Raw genomic sequence first — 22,365 nt, 5'->3', positions numbered from 1 at the left:
AATCGCATCTGAAAGCCCCTATAATAGGGGCTTTCTTGTATTAGGGGCGTAGTTCCAATTGGTAGAACGGCGGTCTCCAAAACCGACGGTTGGGGGTTCGAGTCCCTCCGCCCCTGCCACGTACCTCGCCGACAGCGGGGTTTTCGCGTCTGTGACAGACTCAAGTTTTTAGACAGGTAGCTTATGAGTGCAAACACCGAGAACCAGGGCGGGGCCAAAGATAGCCTGCTGTGGGGTCTGGTTTTCATTATTTTGATCGCGGCCGTGGTCGCCAATTATCTCTATAGTGATCTGGCGGTATTTATTCGCGCTGCCGGCGTGGTAGTGGCTGCAGGCATTGCCGGGTTGCTGGCTTATCAGACCCAGAAGGGCAAGAGCAGCTTTGCCTTCGCCAAGGAGTCTCGTCTGGAAATGCGCAAAGTCGTCTGGCCGACCCGCCAGGAAGCCATTCAGACCACCCTGATCGTATTGGCCGTCACCGCTCTGGTTGGCCTTTTTCTGTTTTTGCTGGATGGCCTGCTGGTATGGTTGGTTAATCTGGTTACCGGAGTATAAGGATAAGCCATGTCAGAACAAAGAATGCGTTGGTATGTGGTCCAGGCGTTTTCCGGGTATGAGGGACGCGTCGCCAAGTCGCTGCGTGAACATATCAAGATGCACGGCATGGAAGATCAGTTCGGCGAAGTGCTGGTGCCTACCGAGGAAGTGGTAGAAATGCGCGCGGGCCAGAAGCGTAAGAGTGAGCGCAAGTTCTTCCCGGGCTATGTGCTGGTGCAGATGCAGATGAACGACGGCACCTGGCACCTGGTTCGCAGCATTCCCCGGGTGATGGGTTTTATCGGCGGTACTCCCGAGCGTCCGGCCCCCATTTCCGACAAGGAAGCCGACGCCATCCTCAATCGCCTGCAGGACGCGGTGGACAAGCCCAAACCGAAGACCCTGTTCGAGCCGGGCGAGGTGGTGCGGGTGACCGAAGGACCTTTTGCCGACTTCAACGGCGTGGTGGAAGAAGTGGATTACGAGAAGAGCCGGGTCAAGGTATCCGTGCTGATCTTCGGCCGTTCTACCCCGGTAGAGCTGGAATTCGGTCAGGTGGAAAAATCCTGAGCGAAAATCATCCATAAAACTTGCGGGGGGCGGCAAATAAAACTACAATTTGCCGCCCTTTTAACGTTGGGGAGCCGTTAGAGGAGTATTGCTCCGAGGCGCTAACACCCATTTCTGAGGTAATTTTCAATGGCTAAAAAAGTACAAGCCTACATCAAGCTGCAGGTAGCAGCTGGTGCAGCTAACCCGAGCCCGCCCGTAGGTCCTGCCCTGGGTCAGCACGGCGTGAACATCATGGAATTCTGTAAGGCGTTCAACGCCCGTACCGAAAGCCTGGAAAAAGGCGCGCCGACTCCGGTCGTGATCACCGTATACAGTGACCGCTCCTTCACTTTCGAAACCAAGACTCCGCCTGCGTCCTACCTGCTGAAAAAAGCAGCTGGCGTCAAGTCCGGCTCCGGCAAGCCCAACAAAGAGAAAGTGGGTACCGTGACCCGTGCTCAGTTGGAAGAAATTGCCAAGACCAAAGAACCGGACATGACCGGTGCTGACGTTGACGCCCGCGTGCGTTGTCTCGAAGGTTCTGCCCGTTCCATGGGCCTGGTAGTGGAGGGCTAAGATCATGGCAAAACTGACTAAGCGTATGCGTACTATCCGTGAGCGTGTCAACGCGACCAAAGAGTACGAAATCAACGAAGCCATCACTCTGCTGAAAGAACTGGCCACCGCCAAGTTCGTAGAAAGCATCGACGTGGCCGTTAATCTGGGCATCGATGCCCGTAAATCCGATCAGAACGTGCGTGGCGCCACCGTGCTGCCCCACGGCACCGGTCGTGACGTGCGTGTTGCCGTGTTCGCCCAGGGCGCCAACGCCGAGGCTGCCAAGGCTGCCGGTGCCGACCTGGTTGGCATGGACGACCTGGCCGAGCAGGTGAAGAAAGGCGAAATGAACTTCGACGTGGTCATCGCCTCTCCGGACGCGATGCGTGTTGTGGGTCAACTGGGCCAGATCCTGGGTCCGCGTGGCCTGATGCCGAACCCGAAAGTGGGTACCGTTACCCCGAACGTGGCCGAAGCCGTGCAGAATGCCAAGGCGGGTCAGGTTCGCTACCGTAACGACAAGAACGGTATCATCCACACCACCATCGGCAAGGTTGATTTCGACAACGATAAGCTGAAAGGCAACCTGGAGTCTCTGCTGGCTGCGCTGAAGCGTGCCAAGCCGGCTTCTTCCAAAGGCCAGTTCATCAAGAAAGTCAGCCTGTCCACCACCATGGGCGCCGGCGTTTCTATTGAGCAGTCCAGCCTGGATGTTGCTTAATTAAGCATTTACAAGGCGCGAGGTTTCTCGTAGAATTTTGCGCCTTGTTATTTGGTTGGGGGCTTCGACTCCCGTCCAAGACCGCTGGAGCCTTAGCGCTTAATTTTCCAGCGTAGATGGTGCCGGGACCCAGTTAGAAAGCATTCCTTTCTTCTGGAATCTGCCACCTTGGTGCCTCGGTTAACGAGGCGTGTGTTTAATCTGGGAATTGTCCCAGGTGGAATCCAGGAGTTTAGCCAATGGCATTAAGACTCGACGACAAAAAAGCAATTGTTGCTGAAGTCAACGAAGCTGCCAAGGGCGCCCTGTCTGCAGTCGTTGCCGATTCTCGCGGCGTGACTGTAGCTGCCATGACCACCCTGCGCAAGCAAGCCCGTGAAAACGGAATCTACCTCAAGGTAGTCCGTAATACCCTGGCTCGCCTGGCTGTGGAAGAGACCAACTACGAGTGCCTGAAAGAGGTATTTGTTGGTCCTACCCTGATCGCGTTCTCCAACGAACACCCGGGCGCTGCCGCTCGTCTGTTCAAGGACTTTGCCAAAGAGCAAAGCGCGTTCGAGGTGAAAGGTCTGGCTTACGAGGGCGAATTTATCCCCGCGGCCCAAATTGACCGCCTCGCCAAGCTGCCGACTTACGACGAAGCAATTGCGAAGCTGATGGCTACCATGAAAGAAGCCTCCGCTGGCAAGCTGGTACGTACTTTTGCTGCCCTGCGCGACAAGAAAGAAGCCGAAGCCGCTTAAGCCGCTTCTGGTTGCTTGATTACCGTCTACTTCAGAACATTAGGAATTTGAGTCATGTCTATCACTAAAGACCAAATCATCGAAGCCGTTGCAGAAATGTCTGTAATGCAAGTTGTTGAACTGATCGAAGCCATGGAAGAGAAGTTCGGCGTTTCTGCTGCCGCTGCCGTTGCCGTTGCTGGCGAAGCTGCCGCTGCCGTAGAAGAGCAGACCGAATTCGACGTCATGCTGACCGCTGCCGGCGCCAACAAAGTTGCCGTTATCAAAGCCGTTCGTGGCGCTACCGGTCTGGGCCTGAAAGAAGCCAAGGCTCTGGTTGAAGCTGCTCCTACCGCTGTTAAAGAGCAACTGAGCAAAGGCGAAGCCGAAGCACTGAAAAAAGAACTCGAAGAAGCCGGTGCTTCTGTTGAGCTCAAATAAGCTAGACTATAGCTTAGCGGCCTGAGCAATCGGGCTAGGGCTGGTGAATCTTTATTCACCGGCCCTTTTGCGCTGTGGGATGAGGGGAATTTTCACATCGTTTGTGCCCCTTGTTGTACCAGCCACCGGGTGTTGTCGAGAGGCCCGGTCTGACAAAAAACGGTGTTTTTAGAGCTGTCCCATTTGGACAGAGTGGGTCACTTATCAGCGAGCTGAGGAACCCTATGGTTTACTCTTACACAGAGAAAAAACGCATTCGTAAGGACTTCGGTAAGCGTGACCAGGTCTTGGACACGCCTTACCTGCTGTCAATCCAGCTTGACTCCTTCAAACAGTTTATTGAAGCAGATCCTCAAGGCGAGTACGGTCTGGAAGCGGCTTTCCGCAGCGTTTTCCCTATCACTAGCTATTCTGGCACTGCCGAACTGCAGTATGTCAGTTTCCGCTTGGGTGAGCCCGTGTTTGACGTGCAAGAATGTCAAATCCGTGGCGTGACCTACTCGGCGCCGTTGCGCGTCAAGTTGCGTATGGTCCTGTACGACAGAGAAGCGGCTGCAGGCACTGTCAAGGACATCAAAGAGCAAGAAGTCTACATGGGCGAAATCCCGCTCATGACTGAAAATGGTACCTTCGTGATCAACGGTACCGAGCGGGTAATCGTCTCCCAGCTGCATCGCAGCCCGGGTGTGTTTTTCGATCACGATCGCGGCAAGACCCACTCCTCCGGTAAGGTCCTGTATAACGCCCGCGTGATCCCCTACCGTGGTTCCTGGCTCGATTTTGAGTTCGATCCCAAAGACAACCTCTTTGTGCGTATCGACCGTCGTCGTAAGCTGCCGGCGTCCATTATCCTGCGTGCCCTCGACTTCACTACCGAAGACATGCTCGCCACCTTCTTCGACACCACCAAGTTCGAAGTGGCCGATGGCAAGCTGATGATGGAACTCAAGCCCGAGCGCCTGCGTGGTGACACCGCCTCTTTCGACATCGTGGTCGATGGCGAAACCGTGGTGGAAACCGGTCGTCGCATTACCGCCCGCCATATCCGTCAACTGGAGAAGGCCGGCGTAGAACAAATTGAAGTGCCGGTGGAATATGCCGTCGGCAAGGTATCGGCCAAGGATTACATCAACGCCGATACCGGCGAAGTGATCGTCGCCGCCAACAGCGAACTGAGCCTGGAAAATCTGGCCAATCTGTCTGTGGCCGGTTTCAAGCAGTTCGAGACCCTGTTCACCAACGAGCTGGATCACGGCGCCTACATGTCCGAGACCCTGCGTATCGATTCTGCCACTACCCGCCTCGAGGCGTTGGTGGAAATCTATCGCATGATGCGTCCCGGCGAGCCGCCCACCCGTGAAGCAGCCGAAACCCTGTTCGAGAACCTGTTCTTCTCCGAAGATCGCTACGATCTGTCCACCGTGGGTCGGATGAAGTTCAACCGCCGCCTGTTCCGCGAGGAACTGAACGGTCCGGGTACCCTGACCAAGTCCGATATCGTCGACGTGATGAAGCAGTTGATCGCCATCCGTAACGGTAACGACGAGGTGGACGATATCGACCACCTGGGTAACCGCCGTATCCGTTCCGTCGGTGAAATGGCCGAGAACCAGTTCCGCGTGGGCCTGGTACGGGTCGAACGGGCGGTGAAAGAGCGTCTGTCCCTGGGCGACCTCGACACCCTGATGCCCCAGGACCTGATCAACGCCAAGCCGATTTCCGCCGCGGTGAAGGAGTTCTTTGGCTCCAGCCAGCTGTCCCAGTTCATGGACCAGAACAACCCGCTGTCGGAAGTGACTCACAAGCGCCGTATCTCGGCCCTGGGCCCGGGCGGTCTGACCCGTGAGCGTGCCGGCTTCGAAGTCCGTGACGTACACCCGACCCACTATGGTCGCCTGTGTCCCATCGAGACGCCTGAAGGTCCGAACATCGGTCTGATCAACTCCCTGGCCTGCTATTCCCGCACCAACGAGTACGGTTTCCTCGAGACCCCGTACCGCAAGGTGATCGACGGCAAGATCACCGACGAGGTGGACTACCTGTCCGCCATCGAGGAAGGTCATTTCGTGATCGCCCAGGCCAATGCCGCCACCGATGAAGAAGGCCGTCTGCTGGACGAACTGGTACCGTCCCGTCACAAGGGCGAAGCCACCTACATGAATGCCGATCAGGTCCAGTACATGGACGTGAGCCCGCAGCAGATCGTCTCGGTTGCCGCCTCGCTGATCCCCTTCCTCGAGCACGATGACGCCAACCGGGCCCTGATGGGTTCGAACATGCAACGTCAGGCGGTGCCGACCCTGAAGGCGGACAAGCCGCTGGTGGGGACCGGTATCGAGCGTGCCGTGGCGGTGGACTCCGGCGTGACCGTGGTTGCCAAGCGGGGTGGTGTGGTCGACTACGTCGACGCTTCCCGCATCGTGGTCAAGGTCAACGATGAAGAGATGCTGCCGGGCGAAGCCGGTATCGACATCTACAACCTGACCAAGTACACCCGTTCCAACCAGAACACCTGTATCAACCAGCGTCCCTGCGTGATGCCGGGCGAGCGGGTCCTGGGCGGTGACGTGCTGGCCGACGGCCCGTCCACCGATCTGGGTGAACTGGCGCTGGGCCAGAACCTGCGCGTGGCCTTCATGCCCTGGAACGGTTACAACTTCGAAGACTCCATCCTGCTGAGTGAGCGGCTGGTACAGGAAGATCGCCTGACCACCATCCACATTCAGGAGCTGTCCTGTATCTCCCGTGACACCAAGCTGGGCCCGGAAGAGATCACCGCCGACATCCCCAACGTGGGTGAAGCGGCGCTGAGCAAGCTGGATGAGTCCGGTATCGTCTACGTGGGGGCGGAAGTGAAGCCCGGCGACATCCTGGTCGGTAAGGTCACCCCCAAAGGTGAAAGCCAACTGACCCCGGAAGAGAAGCTGCTGCGTGCCATCTTCGGTGAGAAGGCTTCCGACGTGAAGGATTCTTCCCTGCGGGTACCGAACTCCGTGTACGGTACCGTGATCGACGTGCAGGTCTTTACCCGCGATGGCGTGGAGAAAGACAAGCGTGCCCAGGACATCGAGCACATGCAGCTCAAGCAGGCCAAGAAGGATCTGACCGAAGAGTTCAGCATCCTGGAAGAAGGCATCTTTGCCCGGGCCCGTTCCGTGCTGATCGCCGCCGGTCTGAGTGCCGACAAGGTCGACAAGATTGCCCGTGCCAAGCTGCTGGAGCAGGCGGTGGACGACGAAGGCAAGCAGATCGAGCTGGAGCAGATCGCCGAGCAGTACGCCGAGCTGAAGGCCGACTTCGACAAGAAGTTCGAAAACAAGCGTCGCAAGATCACCCAGGGTGATGATCTGGCTCCCGGTGTACTGAAGATCGTCAAGGTCTATCTGGCAGTGAAGCGTCGTATCCAGCCTGGTGACAAGATGGCCGGTCGTCACGGTAACAAGGGTGTTATCTCCACCATTGTCCCCATCGAAGACATGCCCCATGACGAATACGGCACCCCGGTCGATATCGTGCTCAACCCGCTGGGCGTACCCTCGCGGATGAACATCGGTCAGATCCTTGAAACCCATATGGGCCTTGCTGCCAAGGGCATCGGCGAGAAGATCGACCGCATGATCAAGGAGCAACAGGAACTGGCCCGTCTGCGTGAATTCATCCAGGAAGTTTACAACCTGGGTGACGGCGTGCGGCAGAAAGTGGACCTGTCCACCTTCTCCGATGCGGAAGTCAAGGTGCTGGCCGAAAACCTGCGCAAAGGGATGCCGATTGCCACGCCGGCGTTTGACGGTGCCCGCGAGCACGAGATCAAGCGCCTGCTGAAGTTGGCGGATCTGCCCGAGTCGGGCCAGATCACCCTGTATGACGGTCGTACCGGTAACACCTTCGAGCGTCCGGTCACCGTGGGTTACATGTACATGCTGAAGTTGAACCACTTGGTGGACGACAAGATGCATGCCCGTTCTACCGGTTCCTACAGTCTGGTTACCCAGCAGCCGCTGGGCGGTAAAGCCCAGTTCGGTGGTCAGCGTTTCGGGGAGATGGAAGTGTGGGCGCTGGAAGCTTACGGCGCCGCCTATACCCTGCAGGAAATGCTGACCGTCAAGTCGGACGATGTGAACGGCCGGACCAAGATGTACAAGAACATCGTGGACGGCGATCACCGCATGGAGCCGGGCATGCCCGAGTCCTTCAACGTACTGTTGAAGGAAATCCGCTCCCTCGGTATCAACATCGAGCTGGAAGAAAGTTAAGGCGACAGACTGCCTCGGAAATAATGGCGCCCCTCGGGGCGCCCAGGTAGAACTCCTCACAGGAGACTAACGTGAAAGACTTGCTTAAGTTTTTGAAAGCGCAGAGTAAGACTGAAGAGTTTGACGGTATCAAAATCGGTCTGGCCTCGCCGGACATGATCCGCTCTTGGTCCTATGGCGAAGTCAAGAAGCCTGAGACCATCAACTACCGTACCTTCAAGCCGGAGCGTGACGGCCTTTTCTGCGCCCGGATCTTTGGTCCGGTCAAGGACTATGAGTGTCTGTGTGGTAAGTACAAGCGCCTCAAGCACCGCGGTGTGATCTGCGAGAAGTGCGGCGTTGAAGTTACCCAGACCAAGGTACGCCGTGAGCGTATGGGGCATATCGAGCTGGCCAGCCCGGTTGCCCATATCTGGTTTTTGAAATCCCTGCCGAGCCGTATCGGCCTGCTGCTGGACATGACCCTGCGCGATATCGAGCGGGTGCTGTATTTCGAATCCTTCGTGGTGATCGAACCGGGCATGACCAACCTGGAGCGAAGCCAGATGCTGTCTGAAGAACAGTACCTGGACGCGCTGGAGGAGTGGGGCGACGAATTCGACGCCAAGATGGGCGCCGAGGCGGTGCTGTCTTTGCTGCGCGCCATCGATCTGGAAGGCGAAATCAACACCATGCGTGAGGAGCTGGATCAAACCAACTCCGAGACCAAGCGCAAGAAGATCACCAAGCGCCTCAAGCTGATGGAAGCCTTCCACTTCTCCGGCAACAAGCCCGAGTGGATGGTGATGACGGTGCTGCCCGTGCTGCCGCCGGATCTGCGTCCGTTGGTCCCGCTCGACGGTGGCCGCTTCGCAACTTCGGATCTGAACGATCTGTATCGCCGGGTGATCAACCGGAACAACCGTTTGAAGCGCCTGCTGGACCTGGCTGCGCCAGACATCATAGTACGCAACGAAAAGCGGATGCTGCAGGAGTCTGTTGACGCCCTGCTGGACAACGGTCGTCGTGGCCGCGCCATTACCGGTTCCAACAAGCGCCCGCTCAAGTCCCTGGCCGACATGATCAAGGGTAAGCAGGGTCGTTTCCGTCAGAACCTGCTGGGCAAGCGGGTCGACTACTCTGGCCGTTCCGTGATCACCGTGGGCCCGACCCTGCGCCTGCACCAGTGTGGCCTGCCCAAGAAGATGGCGCTGGAGCTGTTCAAGCCCTTCATCTACGGCAAGCTGGAAGCCCGTGGCCTGGCCACTACCATCAAGGCGGCCAAGAAGATGGTGGAACGCGAGGAAGCCGTGGTCTGGGATATCCTGGACGACGTGATCCGCGAACACCCGGTGCTGCTGAACCGGGCGCCGACCCTGCACCGTCTGGGTATCCAGGCGTTCGAGCCGGTCTTGATCGAAGGCAAGGCCATCCAGTTGCACCCCCTGGTGTGTGCGGCCTACAACGCCGACTTCGACGGTGACCAGATGGCGGTGCACGTACCGCTGACCCTGGAAGCCCAGCTCGAAGCCCGTGCGCTGATGATGTCCACCAACAACATACTGTCACCGGCCAACGGCGAACCCATCATAGTGCCGTCCCAGGACGTGGTGCTGGGTCTGTATTACATGACCCGCGACAAGGTCAACGCCAAGGGTGAAGGCATGCTGCTGACCAGTGCGAAAGAGGCCGAAAAGGTCTATCGTGCCGGCCACGCCGAGCTGCACGCCCGGGTCAAGGTGCGTCTTACCGACTTCGAGAAGATGGAAGACGGCAGCGTGGTGAAAACCACCGCTATCCGTGACACCACCATCGGCCGCGCCATCCTGTCCCTGATCGTGCCCAAGGGGTTGCCCTTCAGCATGGTCGACCAGGCCATGGGCAAGAAGCAGATCTCCAAGCTGCTGAACGGCTGTTACCGTCGTCTGGGTCTGAAGGATTCCGTTATCTTCGCCGACCAGCTGATGTACACCGGTTTCCATTACGCCACTCTGTCCGGCGTATCGGTCGGCATCAACGACATGGTGATCCCGGACGCCAAGAAAGACATCATCGACGAAGCCGAAGCGGAAGTGACCGAGATCCAGGACCAGTTCCAGTCCGGTCTGGTTACCGCCGGTGAGCGTTACAACAAGGTTATCGATATCTGGGCCAGCGCCAACGAGCGGGTGTCCAAGGCGATGATGGATAACCTGTCGAAAGACACCGTGATCAACCGCGATGGCGAGGAAGAGCTGCAGGCTTCGTTCAACAGCATCTTCATGATGGCCGATTCCGGTGCCCGGGGTAGTGCGGCGCAGATCCGTCAGCTCGCCGGTATGCGGGGCCTGATGGCCAAGCCGGATGGCTCCATCATCGAGACGCCGATCATCGCCAACTTCCGCGAAGGTCTGAACGTACTGCAGTACTTCATCTCCACCCACGGTGCCCGTAAGGGTCTGGCGGATACGGCACTGAAGACCGCCAACTCCGGTTACCTGACCCGCCGTCTGGTGGACGTGGCCCAGGACCTGGTGATCACCACCGACGACTGTGGCACCCATGAAGGTCTGTGGATGACGCCGCTGATCGAGGGCGGTGACGTGGTCGAGCCCCTGCGTGAGCGGGTGCTGGGTCGCGTGGTGGCCGAAGACGTGATCAAGCCGGGTACCGAAGACGAAGTGCTGGTGGCCCGTAACACCCTGCTCGACGAGAAGTGGTGTGACGAACTGGAAGGCAACTCCGTCGATCGGGTCAAGGTCCGTTCCGTTATTACCTGTGACAACGACCACGGTGTCTGCGCTCACTGTTACGGTCGTGATCTGGCCCGTGGCCACCTGGTCAACCAGGGTGAAGCGGTCGGTGTTATCGCCGCCCAGTCCATCGGTGAGCCGGGTACCCAGCTGACCATGCGTACCTTCCACATCGGTGGTGCGGCATCGCGGGCGGCAGCCGAGAGCAGTATCCAGGTGAAAAACACCGGTACCGTCAAGTTGCAGAACGCCAAGTACGTGACCAACGCCGACGGCAAGACCGTCATCGTGTCCCGTTCCTCCGAACTGACCATTATCGATGACATGGGGCAGACCCGGGAAAACCACAAGCTGCCTTACGGCGCCCTGCTGGAAAAAGCCGATGGCGAAACCGTGCAGGCCGGCCAGGTCGTGGCCAACTGGGATCCGCATACCCACCCCATCGTGACCGAGGTGGCGGGTCGCATCAAGTTCATCGATATGATCGACGGCGTGACCATCAGTCGTCAGACCGACGAACTGACCGGTCTGTCCAGCATCGTGGTGATGGACGTGAACGAGCGTCCCAGTGCCGGTAAGGAACTGCGTCCGACCGTGAAACTGGTCGACGATGCCGGCAAGGATGTATTCATCCCCGGCACCGATCTGGCGGCCCTGTACTTCCTGCCCGGTCGAGCCATCGTCAGCCTGGAAGACGGTGCCCAGCTCAACGTGGGTGACGCCCTGGCGCGTATTCCGCAGGAATCCAGTGGTACCAAGGACATCACCGGTGGTCTGCCGCGGGTTGCCGACCTGTTCGAAGCTCGTCAGCCGAAAGAGCCGGCGATCCTGGCCGAGGTATCCGGTACCATCTCCTTCGGGAAAGAGACCAAGGGCAAACGCCGTCTGGTCATCACCCCGCTGGAAGGGGGCGAGGCCTACGAAGAGATGATCCCGAAATGGCGTCACCTCAACGTGTTCGAAGGTGAAAAGGTCGAGAAAGGCGAAGTGCTGGCCGACGGCCCGGAATCTCCGCACGATATCCTGCGTCTGCGCGGTATCAGCCCGGTGGCGAACTATATCGTCAACGAGGTACAGGAGGTTTACCGTCTGCAGGGGGTTAAGATCAACGACAAGCACATCGAGACCATCGTTCGTCAGATGCTGCGTCGTGCCGAGATCATGAACTCCGGTGACTCCGACTTTATCGAAGGTGAACAGGCCGAAGTGGTGCGTATCCGTCAGGCCAACCGTGTGCTGGAGGCCGAGGGCAAGCAGTTGATCGGCTATCGCCATGTGCTGATGGGGATCACCAAGGCCTCTTTGAGCACCGAATCCTTCATCTCGGCGGCGTCCTTCCAGGAAACCACCCGGGTGCTGACCGAAGCGGCCGTTTCCGGCAAGGTCGACGACCTGCGTGGTCTGAAGGAGAACGTGATCGTGGGCCGTCTGGTGCCGGCCGGTACCGGTTTTGCCTACCATCAGGGCCGCCAGGCCAAACGTCAGCCGGAGCAGCCGGTACAGATTTCGGCGGATGAAGCCGAGCAAAGTCTGGCCGATCTGCTCAATGCGGCCGGCAACGAAGAATAAGTTATCTCGACTCGCTGATAAGACAAGGGCTCCCGCAAGGGGGCCCTTTTTTATGGGCGCCTATCCGTCGGAATCCTGTCGGACCCGAGCCAGCAGACTGCCGATGCGCTGGCGGGCGTCGAAACTGGCCAGGGCCTGCTGGAAGTAGTCGATTTCCCGAGCCATGGTCTGCTGGAGCAGCGCCTGCTGGGGGGCCTTCAGCAGGGCCTTGCTGTGGAGCAGGGCCTGGGCAGGCTTGGCTGCCAGTCGACGGGCGGCCTCTTCAAGCCGGGGCTGCAACTCGGCGGCCGGCAATACCTGGTTGGCCAGGCCCCAATCGCAGGCGGTAGCGGCATCCAGTGCATCGCCCAGCAGCAACAGCTGGCAGGTACGGACATGACCGATACGCTGGGGCAGCAGCAGACTGGAGGCAAATTCCGGCACCAGGCCCAGGTCGATAAAAGGAAAGCTCAGTCGGGCGTTGTCACCGAGATAGACCAAATCCATATGCAGCAGCAGGGTGGCGCCGATACCCACCGCATGGCCCTGCACCGCGGCCAGCAGCGGTTTGGGACAGCTGGCGAGGGTATGCAGCAGGCTGATGATGGGGTGGTCGGAACCGAGTTCGGGATTGTCGAGAAAATCCGCCAGGTCGTTGCCTGCACAAAAGTCCGTTCCCTGGGCGCTCAGTACTATGACCTGAACGGCCTCGTCCCGGATAGCGGTCTGTAGCTGGTTATTGAGCTCCCGGTACATGTCCATATTCAGGGCGTTACGTTTTTCCGGGCGGTTAATGGAGAGATGGCAGACCGCTGCCATCTCCCGGCTCACCAATAGGCTCATGGCCATTCCTTATGCGATGGGTCATGGTTTAAAGCTTCCCGCTGGGATAAGCTTTGCTCTCTTTTCAGCACAAGGAAAGCACAGATGAAAAAAGTCGGATACCTTTTTGCTCTGGTTTTGTTAACCAGTCCCAGTTGGGCACAGGTCAGCGTCAGCGAGGGCTATGTGCGGGCCACCCCCCCGATGGGGCCCAATACCGCCGCCTTTATGCAATTGGAGAACGGCGGCGACCGGGATCTGGCACTGGTGAGCGTGGCTTCCCCCCAGGCGGACAAGGTGGAACTACATAGGGTGCTGGAGCAGGACGGAGTGATGCAGATGCGGGAAGTGGAGCGGATAGCGGTGCCGGCCGGTGCAACGGTCAGCCTGCAGCCGGGCGGCCTGCATATCATGTTGCTGGGGGTGAAGCAGCCGTTGGCGGCTGGGGATGAGGTCAGCCTGGAACTGCGCTGGGACAACGGCGACACCGAGCAATGGATCCTGCCGGTCAGGGATATCCGGGCCCAACCCCAGGCGGCTCATGGACATGGCCAGCATCATTAAGAGCCTGTTTGAAATCTGTTGTACTCGGCCAAAGCGCACTGCCCCGCCGACACGCCGTGAACCCCTCCCTGGGGGCTCCGCCGCGCCCTCCCTGGCGCTGAGGGTCGACGGAGCAGCACCTTTTGTCCTCCCTAACCCTTCAGTGTCGCCTGTTGGCGCGACCTCCAGACAACGGTGGAGCTTAGAAGAGGCAACGGGGATTCCTCCACCGACCGCCACATGCCAGGGATGGCATGTGGCGAGCGTCACAGGGATGTGCTTGCAGCGTGTCGGTGGCCCTGTTGGCGCTTTGTTTGAGTCGTTACTGACAAGCTTCGCAAAGATCATAAACAGGTTCTAAGGGGGTGAGCCGGCAACCCTAGGTTTGTTATTACCTGATGATATAAAAAATCATCTTTTATTCTTTATTGTTGTTCGTTGACCTGGCATAAGCTATCCCTTATCTGGAAAAGTGGAAGTCAATGTCATGCTTTTAAAGGAACTCGCGGCGGCAGCCAGCCCGCTCAATGAACAACAAGTCCATAAGCTCACTCAGGTGGCTGCCGAGCTGAGTGCCACCCAGCTGGCCTGGGTCAGCGGTTATTTCTACGGTATCAGCCAGCAGGCCCAGGGCCTGCCGGTGGCGGCCCCCGCGGCGGCGGCCCAGCCCGCCGGCAAGGTGACCATCCTCTATGCTTCCCAGACCGGTAATGCCAAGGGGGTCGCTGAGTCGCTCAAGGCCCAGGCCGATGCCGCCGGGGTCGCGGCGGAGCTGTTCAACGTGGCCGACTACAAGGTCAAGCAGCTTAAGAAAGAGACCCATGTGCTGATCGTCACCAGTACCAACGGCGAGGGCGAGCCGCCCGATGACGCCATCGAATTCCACAAGCAGCTCAAGGGTGGCAAGGTAGGCAAGCTCGACGGCCTGCACTACGGCGTACTGGCCCTGGGCGACTCCTCCTACGAATTCTTCTGCCAGACTGGCAAGGACTTCGACGACTACTTGGCCAAGGCCGGTGCCAGCCGTCTCCTGGAGCGTATCGACTGCGACGTGGACTACGAAGGTGCCGCCGAGGGCTGGAACCAATCGGCCGTGGGCCTGCTGAAGGACGCGCTGCAGGTGGAGGCGGCCAACCATGCCGCTCCCGTGGTCAGCCTGACTCATGGCGCCGCCAGCCTCTACACCAAGAAAAACCCCTTCGCCGCCGAACTGGTCACCAACCAGAAGATAACCGGCCGAGACTCCGACAAGGACATCCGTCATATCGAGATCTCCCTGGAAGGCTCCGACCTTCGCTACCAGCCCGGTGATGCGCTGGGCGTCTGGTTCAGCAACGACGAGGTGTTGGTGGATGCCCTGCTGGCCCAGTTGGGCGTGGCTGCCGACGCCAAGGTCAAGGTGGACGATGAGTTGCTCTCGATCCGCGAAGCGCTGCTCCACCACTACGAACTGACCCAGGGCTATGCCAGCTTCGTGCAGGCCTATGCCGAGCTGTCCGGTGCCAAGAAGCTGCAGAAGCTGGTGGAGGACAAGGCCGCCCTGCGCGAATATTGCGCCGGCCACCAGATCCTGGACATCGTCCGGGAGAAGAAGACCAAGCTCACCGCCGAACAACTGCAGGGCGCCTTGCGCCGGCTGACGCCGCGGCTCTATTCCATCGCCTCCGCCCAGGCCGAGGTGGAGGAAGAAGTCCACCTGACCGTGGGCGTGGTGCGCTACGACAGCAAGGGCGAGCCCCGCGCCGGTGGCGCCTCCTCCTTCCTGGCCGACCGGCTGGCCGAGGGTGGCCAGGTTCGGGTGTTCGTGGAGCACAACGACAACTTCCGCCTGCCCGCCGACGACAGCATCCCGGTGATCATGGTGGGGCCGGGCACCGGCATCGCCCCCTTCCGCGCCTTTATGCAGGAGCGGGAAGCCCGGGATGCCGAGGGCAAGAACTGGCTGTTCTTCGGCAACCCCCACTTCACCCAGGACTTCCTCTATCAGCTCGAGTGGCAGCGTTACGTCAAGTCCGGCCTGCTGAGCAAGATTTCCCTGGCATTCAGCCGGGATCAGGCCGACAAGGTCTATGTGCAGCACAAGCTCAGGCAGCAGGGGGCCGAGGTCTATGCCTGGCTGGAGCAGGGCGCCCATTTCTACGTGTGCGGCGACGCCAACAAGATGGCCAAGGACGTGCACGAGGCCCTGATCGAGCTGGTGGCCGAGCACGGTAACAAGAGCCGTGAACAGGCGGAAGAATATGTCGATGCGCTGCGCAGCGCCAAGCGTTACCAAAGGGATGTTTACTAAGATGAGCGAACAAAAACTGTCCGATAACGAACGCCTCAAGGGGCAGAGCAATTTTCTGCGCGGCACCATCACCCAGGATCTGCAGGACGAGCTGACCGGCGGCTTCAACGGCGACAACTTCATGCTGATCCGTTTCCACGGCATGTACCAGCAGGACGACCGGGACATCCGCAACGAGCGTACCGCCCAGAAACTGGAGCCGCTGCACAACGTCATGCTGCGTGCGCGCCTGCCCGGCGGCATCATCACGCCCGAGCAGTGGCTGGTGATCGACCGGTTCGCGGAAGAAAGCACCATGTACGGCAGTATCCGCCTGACCACCCGCCAGACTTTCCAGTTCCACGGGGTGCTAAAGCGGGACATCAAGCACATGCACCAGACCCTGAGCAGCACCGGTATCGACTCCATCGCCACCGCCGGCGACGTCAACCGCAACGTGCTGTGCACCAGTAACCCGGTGGAGTCCGAGCTGCACCAGGAAGCCTACGAATGGGCCAGGAAGATCTCCGAACACCTGCTGCCCAAGACCCGGGCCTACCTGGAGGTCTGGCTGGACGGCGAGCGTCTGGACACCCCGGACGAAGAGCCGATCCTGGGCCCCACCTATCTGCCGCGCAAGTTCAAGACCACGGTGGTGATCCCGCCCCAGAACGACGTGGATGTGCATGCCAACGATCTGAACTTCGTGGCCATCGCCGAGAACGGTAAGCTGGTGGGCTTCAACGTGCTGGTAGGCGGCGGCCTGGCCATGACCCATGGCGACACCGCCACCTATCCGCGCAAGGCCACCGACTTCGGCTTTATCCCGCTGTCCCACACCCTGGCGGTAGCGGAAGCCGTGGTCACCACCCAGCGTGATATGGGCAATCGGGTCGAGCGCAAGAACGCCAAGACCAAGTACACCCTGGAGCGGGTGGGCGTGGAGGTGTTCAAGGCCGAGGTAGAGAAGCGGGCCGGCATCCAGTTCGCCGAGAGCCGTCCCTACGAGTTCACCGGTCGCGGCGATCGCTTCGGCTGGGTGGAAGGCATCGACGGCAAGCAGCACCTGACCCTGTTTATCGAGAACGGCCGTATCCTGGACTTCCCCGGTAAGCCGCTGAAGACCGGCCTGCGCGAAATCGCCAGGGTGCACAAGGGCGACTTCCGCCTGACCGCCAACCAGAACCTGATCATCGCCGGCGTGCCCAAGAAGGACAAGGCCAAGATCGAGAAGCTGGCCCGGGCCCATGGCCTGATCGACGATGCCGTGTCCGAGCAGCGCAAGGACTCCATGGCCTGCGTGGCGCTGCCCACCTGCCCGCTGGCGATGGCCGAAGCCGAGCGCTTCCTGCCGGAGTTCGTCACCGAGATCGAAGGCGTGCTGGCCAGGCACGGGGTAACCGACGACAGCATCATCTTCCGGGTCACCGGCTGCCCCAACGGCTGCGGTCGCGCCATGCTGGCCGAGATCGGCCTGGTGGGCAAGGCGCCCGGACGCTACAACCTGCACTTGGGCGGCAACCGGGAAGGCACTCGAATTCCGCGCATGTACAAGGAGAACATCACCGACCGCCAGATCCTCGAGGATATCGACACCCTGGTGGGCCGCTGGGCCCAGGAGCGGAATGCGGGCGAGAGTTTCGGTGACTTTGTGATCCGGGCCGGCATCATAGCGCCGGTGGTGGACTCCGCGAGGGATTTTTATGCCGTATAGTTTATTACCCAGCCTGGAAGAGCTGAACTGCCTGTCCCGTGCCGATCAAGCGGAGGCCCTGGCCCCGCTTAATCAGGAGCTGGCAGCCATGAGCGCACCCGAGCGGGTGCGCTGGGCGCTGGATACCCTGGAAGGAGAGCATGTGCTCTCCTCCAGTTTCGGCATCCAGGCGGCGGTGATGCTGCACCTGGTGACCCGGGAAAAAGCGGACACGCCGGTGATCCTTACCGATACCGGCTACCTTTTTCCCGAGACCTATCGTTTTATCGACGAACTGACCGACAGGCTGCAGCTTAACCTCAAAACCTATCGGGCACAGACCTCCGCCGCCTGGCAGGAAGCCCGCCATGGTAAATTGTGGGAGCAAGGGGTCGAGGGCATCAGCCGCTACAACCAGATCAACAAGGTAGAGCCGATGCAACGGGCGTTGCGCGAGCTCAACGCCGGCACCTGGTTTTCCGGCCTGCGACGCAGCCAGTCCGACACCCGGGGCAGCCTGCAGGTCCTCGGGCTTCAGAATGGTCTCTTCAAGTTCCTGCCGATTATCGACTGGAGCAATAAAGATGTGCATTATTACCTGAAGGAATTCGACCTTCCCTATCACCCCCTGTGGGAACAGGGGTATGTCTCGGTCGGTGATGTGCAGACCACGGCCAAGTGGGAGCCGGGCATGAGCGAGGCGGATACCCGTTTCTTCGGGATGAAGCGGGAGTGTGGTCTTCACGAACCCCAGGAAGCCGACGGCAGCGGTATCTGACCTGCGGCTCCGGACAAGGAGAAAGCATGCAGGTACAGGAAATCATGACCCGACGGCTCGCCACCGTGCATCAGGACGATCGGCTGGAGGTGGTACGGGAGATTTTCGAACAGGCGCCGTTTCGCCATCTGCTGGTGGTGGATGACGCGGATCGGTTGTGCGGGGTGATCACTCACGCCGATATGTATCGGGCCCTGAGTCCCTATCTGGCGACCGACGCGGAGCTGGAACGCGACCGTGATACCTTGCAGCGGCGGGCCCATCAGGTGATGAGCCGGCAGCCGGTGACCATCGCCCCCGGTGCCGGGCTGGACCTCGCCGCGGTGCTGATGCTCGAACACCATGTCAGCTGTCTGCCGGTAGTCAATAACGGGATCCTGCAGGGTGTGGTGTCCTGGAAAGATCTGCTGCGCACCCTTATAAAATAACGATAAAGCATAAAAAGTTATTTTTTATTATTTTGTGGGATAAGCATTTCTGTCTATAGTCGGTCTATCTCAATGGATAAGCGGAACGGCCATGGAACACCTGCCTCTTTTTATCAACATCAAGCATCGCCCTTGTCTGGTGGTGGGCGGCGGTGCCGTGGCGGCCCGCAAGGTTCGCCTGTTGCTGGCCCGAGGAGGCCGGGTCACCGTCGTTGCTCCCGAGCTGGACGCCGGCCTGCAGGCTCGTCAAGCCGAGCTCTGCTGGCTTGAACAGTGTTTTGCCGAGCATCATCTCGATGGTCAGTTTCTGGTGGTGGCGGCCACGGATAACACCGAGGTCAATGCCCGGGTCTATCAACTGGCCAACCGGCGCGGCATCCTGGTGAACAAGGCGGATGACAGCAAACGCTCCGCCGTCATTTTTCCTTCCATCGTCGAGCGTTTTCCGCTGCAGATTGCCTTCAGCACCGGTGGCGGTGCTCCCTGGCTGGCCCGCTTGCTACGGGCCCGGCTGGATGCTCTGCTGCCCGGACACTGGGGAGAGCTCAGCCGGGTGGCCGGCAAGTTGCGCCGGCGGGTACAGCAGGCCTTCGGCAGCAGCGATGAACGGCGCCGTTTCTGGGCCCGGGTACAGGACGATGTGGCCTTGACCACGTTGTTGCAGCAACGGGATCATGCCGGTGCCGAAGCCTGGTTGCGGCAGGCGATGAGCAAGCCGGTGGCTGGCGAGGTGATCCTGGTCGGCGCCGGCCCCGGCGACCCCGATTTGCTGACCATCAAGGCATTGAATGAATTACAGAAAGCCGACGTGGTGCTGTTTGATCAACTGGTTTCCGACGAAGTATTGGCGCTGATCCGCCCCGAGGCTGAGCGGGTGGCAGTGGGCAAGAAAGCCGGCCATCACAGCGTCCCCCAGGAGCAGATCAACCAATTGCTGGTGGAGCATGCCCTGGCGGGCAAGCGGGTGGTGCGACTCAAGGGCGGCGATCCCTTCATGTTTGGCCGGGGAGCGGAGGAGCTGCAGAGCTTGAAGGCGGCCGGGATCCGCTACCAGGTGGTGCCGGGGATTACCGCCGCCGCCGGAGCCACCGCCTACGCCGGTATTCCCCTGACTCACCGGGATCACGCCCAGAGTGCGGTCTTTATCACCGGGCACTGCAAGCAGGACGGCGAGGAGCCGGACTGGGCGTCACTGGCCAAGGGGCGGCAGACCCTGGTGATCTACATGGGGTTGATGCGCTCGGCCCATATCCGGCGGCAGTTGCTGCACCATGGCCTGGATGGCAACACGCCGGTGGCGATTATCGAACGCGGTACCACCCGGCAACAGCGGGTGGTGCGCGGCCGCTTGCAGGAGCTGGCCCAATTGGCCGAACAAGTGGCCAGCCCGGCCCTGATGGTGATCGGTGAAGTGGCGACCCTGGCCGATTCCCTGGCCTGGTTTCCCCCCCATGCCGATACGGCAGGTACCGATACCATGGAACGCTGCGGCTAACTTTGCTGTAACTGCCCCAGAGGGGTCAGCAGTTCGCTCAGTTCACGCAGGTAGTCTTCCGGAGTTGTTTCGGTCATCAGGGCGGCCAGTTCGTTACCGATGGTCGTAAAGCGGTAGTACAGCAAGCGTACGCCTTTCTTAAGCGGGTGCAGTACCAGTTGCCGGCCGTTGAACACCAGCCGCAGTGCCGAGCCGGCAGGGAGCTCACCGGACTCCAGTTCGGCCTGGTGCAACAGCCCCAACTCAAACAGCTGCAGTAACCCGGCATAGGGCAGGCGATGGCGGCCCAGGCTCAGCTTGTGTTGACGCAATCCCTGCAGCAGGGTTTTATGCTGGTATCCGAACAGCAGCCGCAGGTTGTCGTCACCGAAATGGCAGCCCAGGGCGCTGGCCTTCTGTAACAGCAGAGCGTCTTTTTGAGTCATCTGCTTCAGGCGATTCAGGGCCTGGATGGAGCAATGCCCGGGGCGGACGATTTCCTGGGCCAGGATACTGGCCCAGAACTGCTGCATCGCCGGGTGACGGATGTTTTCTGCCAGGACGAAAAAATGGCTTAGCCAGTCCGGATCCGGTTCGCTGCCCACATCGTCGGAACTGCCCTGGCTGGCCAGGCTTACTATGGTCTCCAGGTTTTTCTGGCGGGTGGCTTCATCCAGCTGGCGGCGGATCTGGAAGCGATCACCGAAACTCAGGGGGGAGTCCCCGTGCAGCAAGCCGGCCAGTCCACGCTGTTCTGCCAGGCTGAGCAGCAGGGCCTTGCGGTTTTTGATTTTGTGATCCGGCGTTGCAGGTTTAGGCGTCATCGGCGTCGGCTTTTCGTTGTTAATTATGTTGACTCCATGTTAAAATTCAGTGCCGAATTTTAAACGGAGCGCCGGATGCAAAAAGGTAAACCCAAAATGACCTGGTTGCTTCTGTTTGTTGGCTATATCTCGAGCCTCGGGATACTGGCCACCATGATAGAGTAACCCAAAACAAAAAATAAGGCCCTGAACGGGCCTTATTTGTCTCAGGGAGCCAGTGCCGTCTGCACCAGCTCCAATACCTGATTCACCTCCTGCGCGGTCAGGGCTCCTTCCTTTGCAAAGCGGACGTGTCCCGCCTTGTCCAGCACTATGATGGCAGAACTTTTCGGTTCCAGTTGCCACTGCTGAGCGACCCGTCCTTTTTCATCCAGTACGATGGCGGACCAGGGGAACTCCTTCTTGCTGCTTTCGGCGCTGCTGCGCACGAAGGGCGCGGTGCCGAAGGTTGCGTCGTCCACATTGATGATGGTCACCGTCTGGTAGCTGTCCCGTGGCAGCTCGGCGCTCTTGATCGCCTCGATCAGCGGCGCGTTGAGCTCCTTGGCGCTGCTGCGCCCGGCGATATGCTGGACCACCCTGACCTTGCCCGGCAGAGAGCCGACCCCCCAGATACGTTCCCCGAGTCGTTCTCCGTTCAGCACCAGCTCACCCCTGTCGCTGACGCTGACCGGCGGCAGGGGCTGATCGAATTGCAGGTTATGGGCCGAGGCCATGAAGGGCAGGCAGGCCAGCCAGGTCCATGCTTTCATCGTTCTCTCCTTGTGGTATGAGGTCTGACCTGATTAGCCTAAAGAATGTTGATTGTTTGTCAAATGGATAAGCATAAAAAAAGAGCACCGAAGTGCTCTTTTTGAATCCGGGTGCCGGGGCTATCAGGCGTTGTTGTAACGCTCGGCGGAGGTCAGTATTTCGGCTTCGGCGGCGGCCTTGTCTTCCCAGCCGTCCACCTTCACCCACTTGCCCGCTTCCAGCTCCTTGTAGCGCTCGAAGAAGTGCTTGATCTGGGCCTTGAGCAACTCGGGCAGGTCGTTCACATCCTGGATATGGTCATATTCCCTGGTCAGCTTGCTGTGCGGCACGGCCACGATCTTGGCGTCTTCACCGGACTCGTCGGTCATCTTCAGCACGCCCACCGGACGGCAGCGGATCACTGCACCGGGCACCAGCGGATGTGGGGTGGGCACCAGCACGTCGACCGGGTCGCCGTCCAGAGACAGGGTCTGGTTCACATAGCCGTAGTTGCAGGGGTAGAACATGGGAGTGGCCATGAAGCGATCCACGAACACGGCGCCGGTGTCCTTGTCGATCTCGTACTTGATGGGATCGGCGTTCTGCGGGATCTCGATGACTACATAGATATCTTCGGGCAGGCTTTTTCCGGCCGGGACCTGGTTCAGGCTCATGACGTTTCCTTTAATGTTGTCTGTGACTGGGTTGTTAACCGAGTTTATCACCCTTACCCCTGCACATCTGTTATACAAATGGGTA

The 22,365-nt window shown here is 59.6% G+C and carries 18 protein-coding genes and 1 tRNA gene; 15 read left to right on the top strand and 4 right to left on the bottom strand.

What is annotated here, in order from left to right; all coding sequences use genetic code 11:
- Positions 1-42 precede the first annotated feature (42 nt).
- The 9 genes from ACEVBK_RS17990 to rpoC all read left to right on the top strand — a co-directional run bounded on the left by ACEVBK_RS17990 (position 43) and on the right by rpoC (position 12,064).
- Positions 43-119: transfer RNA gene (locus tag ACEVBK_RS17990), tRNA-Trp, on the top strand.
- Positions 120-183: 64 nt separating this feature from the next.
- Complete coding sequence (gene secE, locus ACEVBK_RS17985) at positions 184-555, top strand: preprotein translocase subunit SecE (RefSeq protein WP_375056263.1); 372 nt, start codon at positions 184-186, stop codon at positions 553-555.
- Positions 556-579: 24 nt separating this feature from the next.
- Positions 580-1,107: a transcription termination/antitermination protein NusG gene (gene nusG / locus ACEVBK_RS17980; RefSeq protein WP_375058602.1), complete on the top strand. Its 528-nt coding sequence runs from the start codon at positions 580-582 to the stop codon at positions 1,105-1,107.
- A 129-nt stretch (positions 1,108-1,236) separates the two neighbouring features.
- Complete coding sequence (rplK, locus tag ACEVBK_RS17975; protein ID WP_375056262.1) at positions 1,237-1,665, top strand: 50S ribosomal protein L11; 429 nt, start codon at positions 1,237-1,239, stop codon at positions 1,663-1,665.
- Positions 1,666-1,669: 4 nt separating this feature from the next.
- Positions 1,670-2,368: a 50S ribosomal protein L1 gene (rplA, locus tag ACEVBK_RS17970; RefSeq protein WP_375056261.1), complete on the top strand. Its 699-nt coding sequence runs from the start codon at positions 1,670-1,672 to the stop codon at positions 2,366-2,368.
- A 239-nt stretch (positions 2,369-2,607) separates the two neighbouring features.
- Positions 2,608-3,111 carry a 50S ribosomal protein L10 gene (gene rplJ, locus ACEVBK_RS17965; RefSeq protein ID WP_202087972.1) on the top strand — a complete coding sequence of 168 codons (504 nt, stop codon included), beginning with the start codon at positions 2,608-2,610 and terminating at the stop codon, positions 3,109-3,111.
- A 54-nt stretch (positions 3,112-3,165) separates the two neighbouring features.
- Positions 3,166-3,531, top strand: coding sequence for a 50S ribosomal protein L7/L12 (gene rplL / locus ACEVBK_RS17960; RefSeq protein ID WP_202087974.1), 366 nt, complete (start codon positions 3,166-3,168; stop codon positions 3,529-3,531).
- Positions 3,532-3,755: 224 nt separating this feature from the next.
- Positions 3,756-7,784: a DNA-directed RNA polymerase subunit beta gene (rpoB, locus tag ACEVBK_RS17955; RefSeq protein ID WP_375056260.1), complete on the top strand. Its 4,029-nt coding sequence runs from the start codon at positions 3,756-3,758 to the stop codon at positions 7,782-7,784.
- 71 nt (positions 7,785-7,855) lie between these two features.
- Complete coding sequence (gene rpoC, locus ACEVBK_RS17950; protein ID WP_375056259.1) at positions 7,856-12,064, top strand: DNA-directed RNA polymerase subunit beta'; 4,209 nt, start codon at positions 7,856-7,858, stop codon at positions 12,062-12,064.
- A gap of 60 nt (positions 12,065-12,124) precedes the next feature.
- On the opposite strand, the gene ACEVBK_RS17945 is transcribed toward rpoC, so the two are convergent.
- The gene (locus ACEVBK_RS17945) at positions 12,125-12,886 is read right to left on the bottom strand and encodes an enoyl-CoA hydratase-related protein (RefSeq protein WP_375056258.1); all 762 of its coding nucleotides are present in this window, start codon (positions 12,884-12,886) and stop codon (positions 12,125-12,127) included.
- Between the two features lie 84 nt (positions 12,887-12,970).
- On the opposite strand from ACEVBK_RS17945, the gene ACEVBK_RS17940 reads away from it, so the two are divergent.
- The 6 genes from ACEVBK_RS17940 (at position 12,971) to cysG (ending at position 20,071) form a co-directional block, all read left to right on the top strand.
- On the top strand, positions 12,971-13,429 hold the full coding sequence (locus ACEVBK_RS17940; RefSeq protein ID WP_375056257.1) for a copper chaperone PCu(A)C: 459 nt from the start codon (positions 12,971-12,973) through the stop codon (positions 13,427-13,429).
- A gap of 466 nt (positions 13,430-13,895) precedes the next feature.
- On the top strand, positions 13,896-15,698 hold the full coding sequence (locus tag ACEVBK_RS17935) for an assimilatory sulfite reductase (NADPH) flavoprotein subunit (protein WP_375056256.1): 1,803 nt from the start codon (positions 13,896-13,898) through the stop codon (positions 15,696-15,698).
- Positions 15,688-17,391 (top strand): assimilatory sulfite reductase (NADPH) hemoprotein subunit, encoded by a 1,704-nt coding sequence (gene cysI, locus ACEVBK_RS17930; protein ID WP_375056255.1) that lies wholly within the window; start codon positions 15,688-15,690, stop codon positions 17,389-17,391. The genes ACEVBK_RS17935 and cysI overlap by 11 nt, the downstream gene beginning before the upstream one ends.
- Positions 17,381-18,148, top strand: a complete 768-nt coding sequence (locus ACEVBK_RS17925; RefSeq protein WP_375056254.1) for a phosphoadenylyl-sulfate reductase — start codon at positions 17,381-17,383, stop codon at positions 18,146-18,148. Before cysI ends, ACEVBK_RS17925 begins: the two co-directional genes overlap by 11 nt.
- A gap of 26 nt (positions 18,149-18,174) precedes the next feature.
- Entirely contained in the window at positions 18,175-18,576 is a 402-nt protein-coding gene (locus tag ACEVBK_RS17920) for a CBS domain-containing protein (protein ID WP_375056253.1), read from the top strand.
- Positions 18,577-18,667: 91 nt separating this feature from the next.
- Positions 18,668-20,071, top strand: a complete 1,404-nt coding sequence (gene cysG, locus ACEVBK_RS17915) for a siroheme synthase CysG (protein WP_375056252.1) — start codon at positions 18,668-18,670, stop codon at positions 20,069-20,071.
- Here cysG and ACEVBK_RS17910 read toward each other — a convergent pair.
- From ACEVBK_RS17910 to ppa, 3 genes are all read right to left on the bottom strand, one after another.
- A complete protein-coding gene (locus ACEVBK_RS17910; RefSeq protein WP_375056251.1) occupies positions 20,068-20,874 on the bottom strand; it encodes a TIGR03899 family protein in 807 nt (268 codons plus the stop codon). The two genes, cysG and ACEVBK_RS17910, sit on opposite strands and share 4 nt — an antisense overlap.
- Before the next feature lie 206 nt (positions 20,875-21,080).
- Positions 21,081-21,626 (bottom strand): YtfJ family protein, encoded by a 546-nt coding sequence (locus ACEVBK_RS17905; RefSeq protein WP_375056250.1) that lies wholly within the window; start codon positions 21,624-21,626, stop codon positions 21,081-21,083.
- A gap of 123 nt (positions 21,627-21,749) precedes the next feature.
- Positions 21,750-22,280: an inorganic diphosphatase gene (gene ppa, locus ACEVBK_RS17900; RefSeq protein WP_106730991.1), complete on the bottom strand. Its 531-nt coding sequence runs from the start codon at positions 22,278-22,280 to the stop codon at positions 21,750-21,752.
- Between the last annotated feature and the right edge of the window lie 85 nt (positions 22,281-22,365).

This window comes from Zobellella sp. DQSA1, from assembly GCF_041950555.1.
Classification (GTDB): Bacteria; Pseudomonadota; Gammaproteobacteria; order Enterobacterales; family Aeromonadaceae; genus Oceanimonas.
Note: the sequence above shows the minus strand (reverse complement) of the source record. Positions and strands in the feature narration are given on the sequence as shown.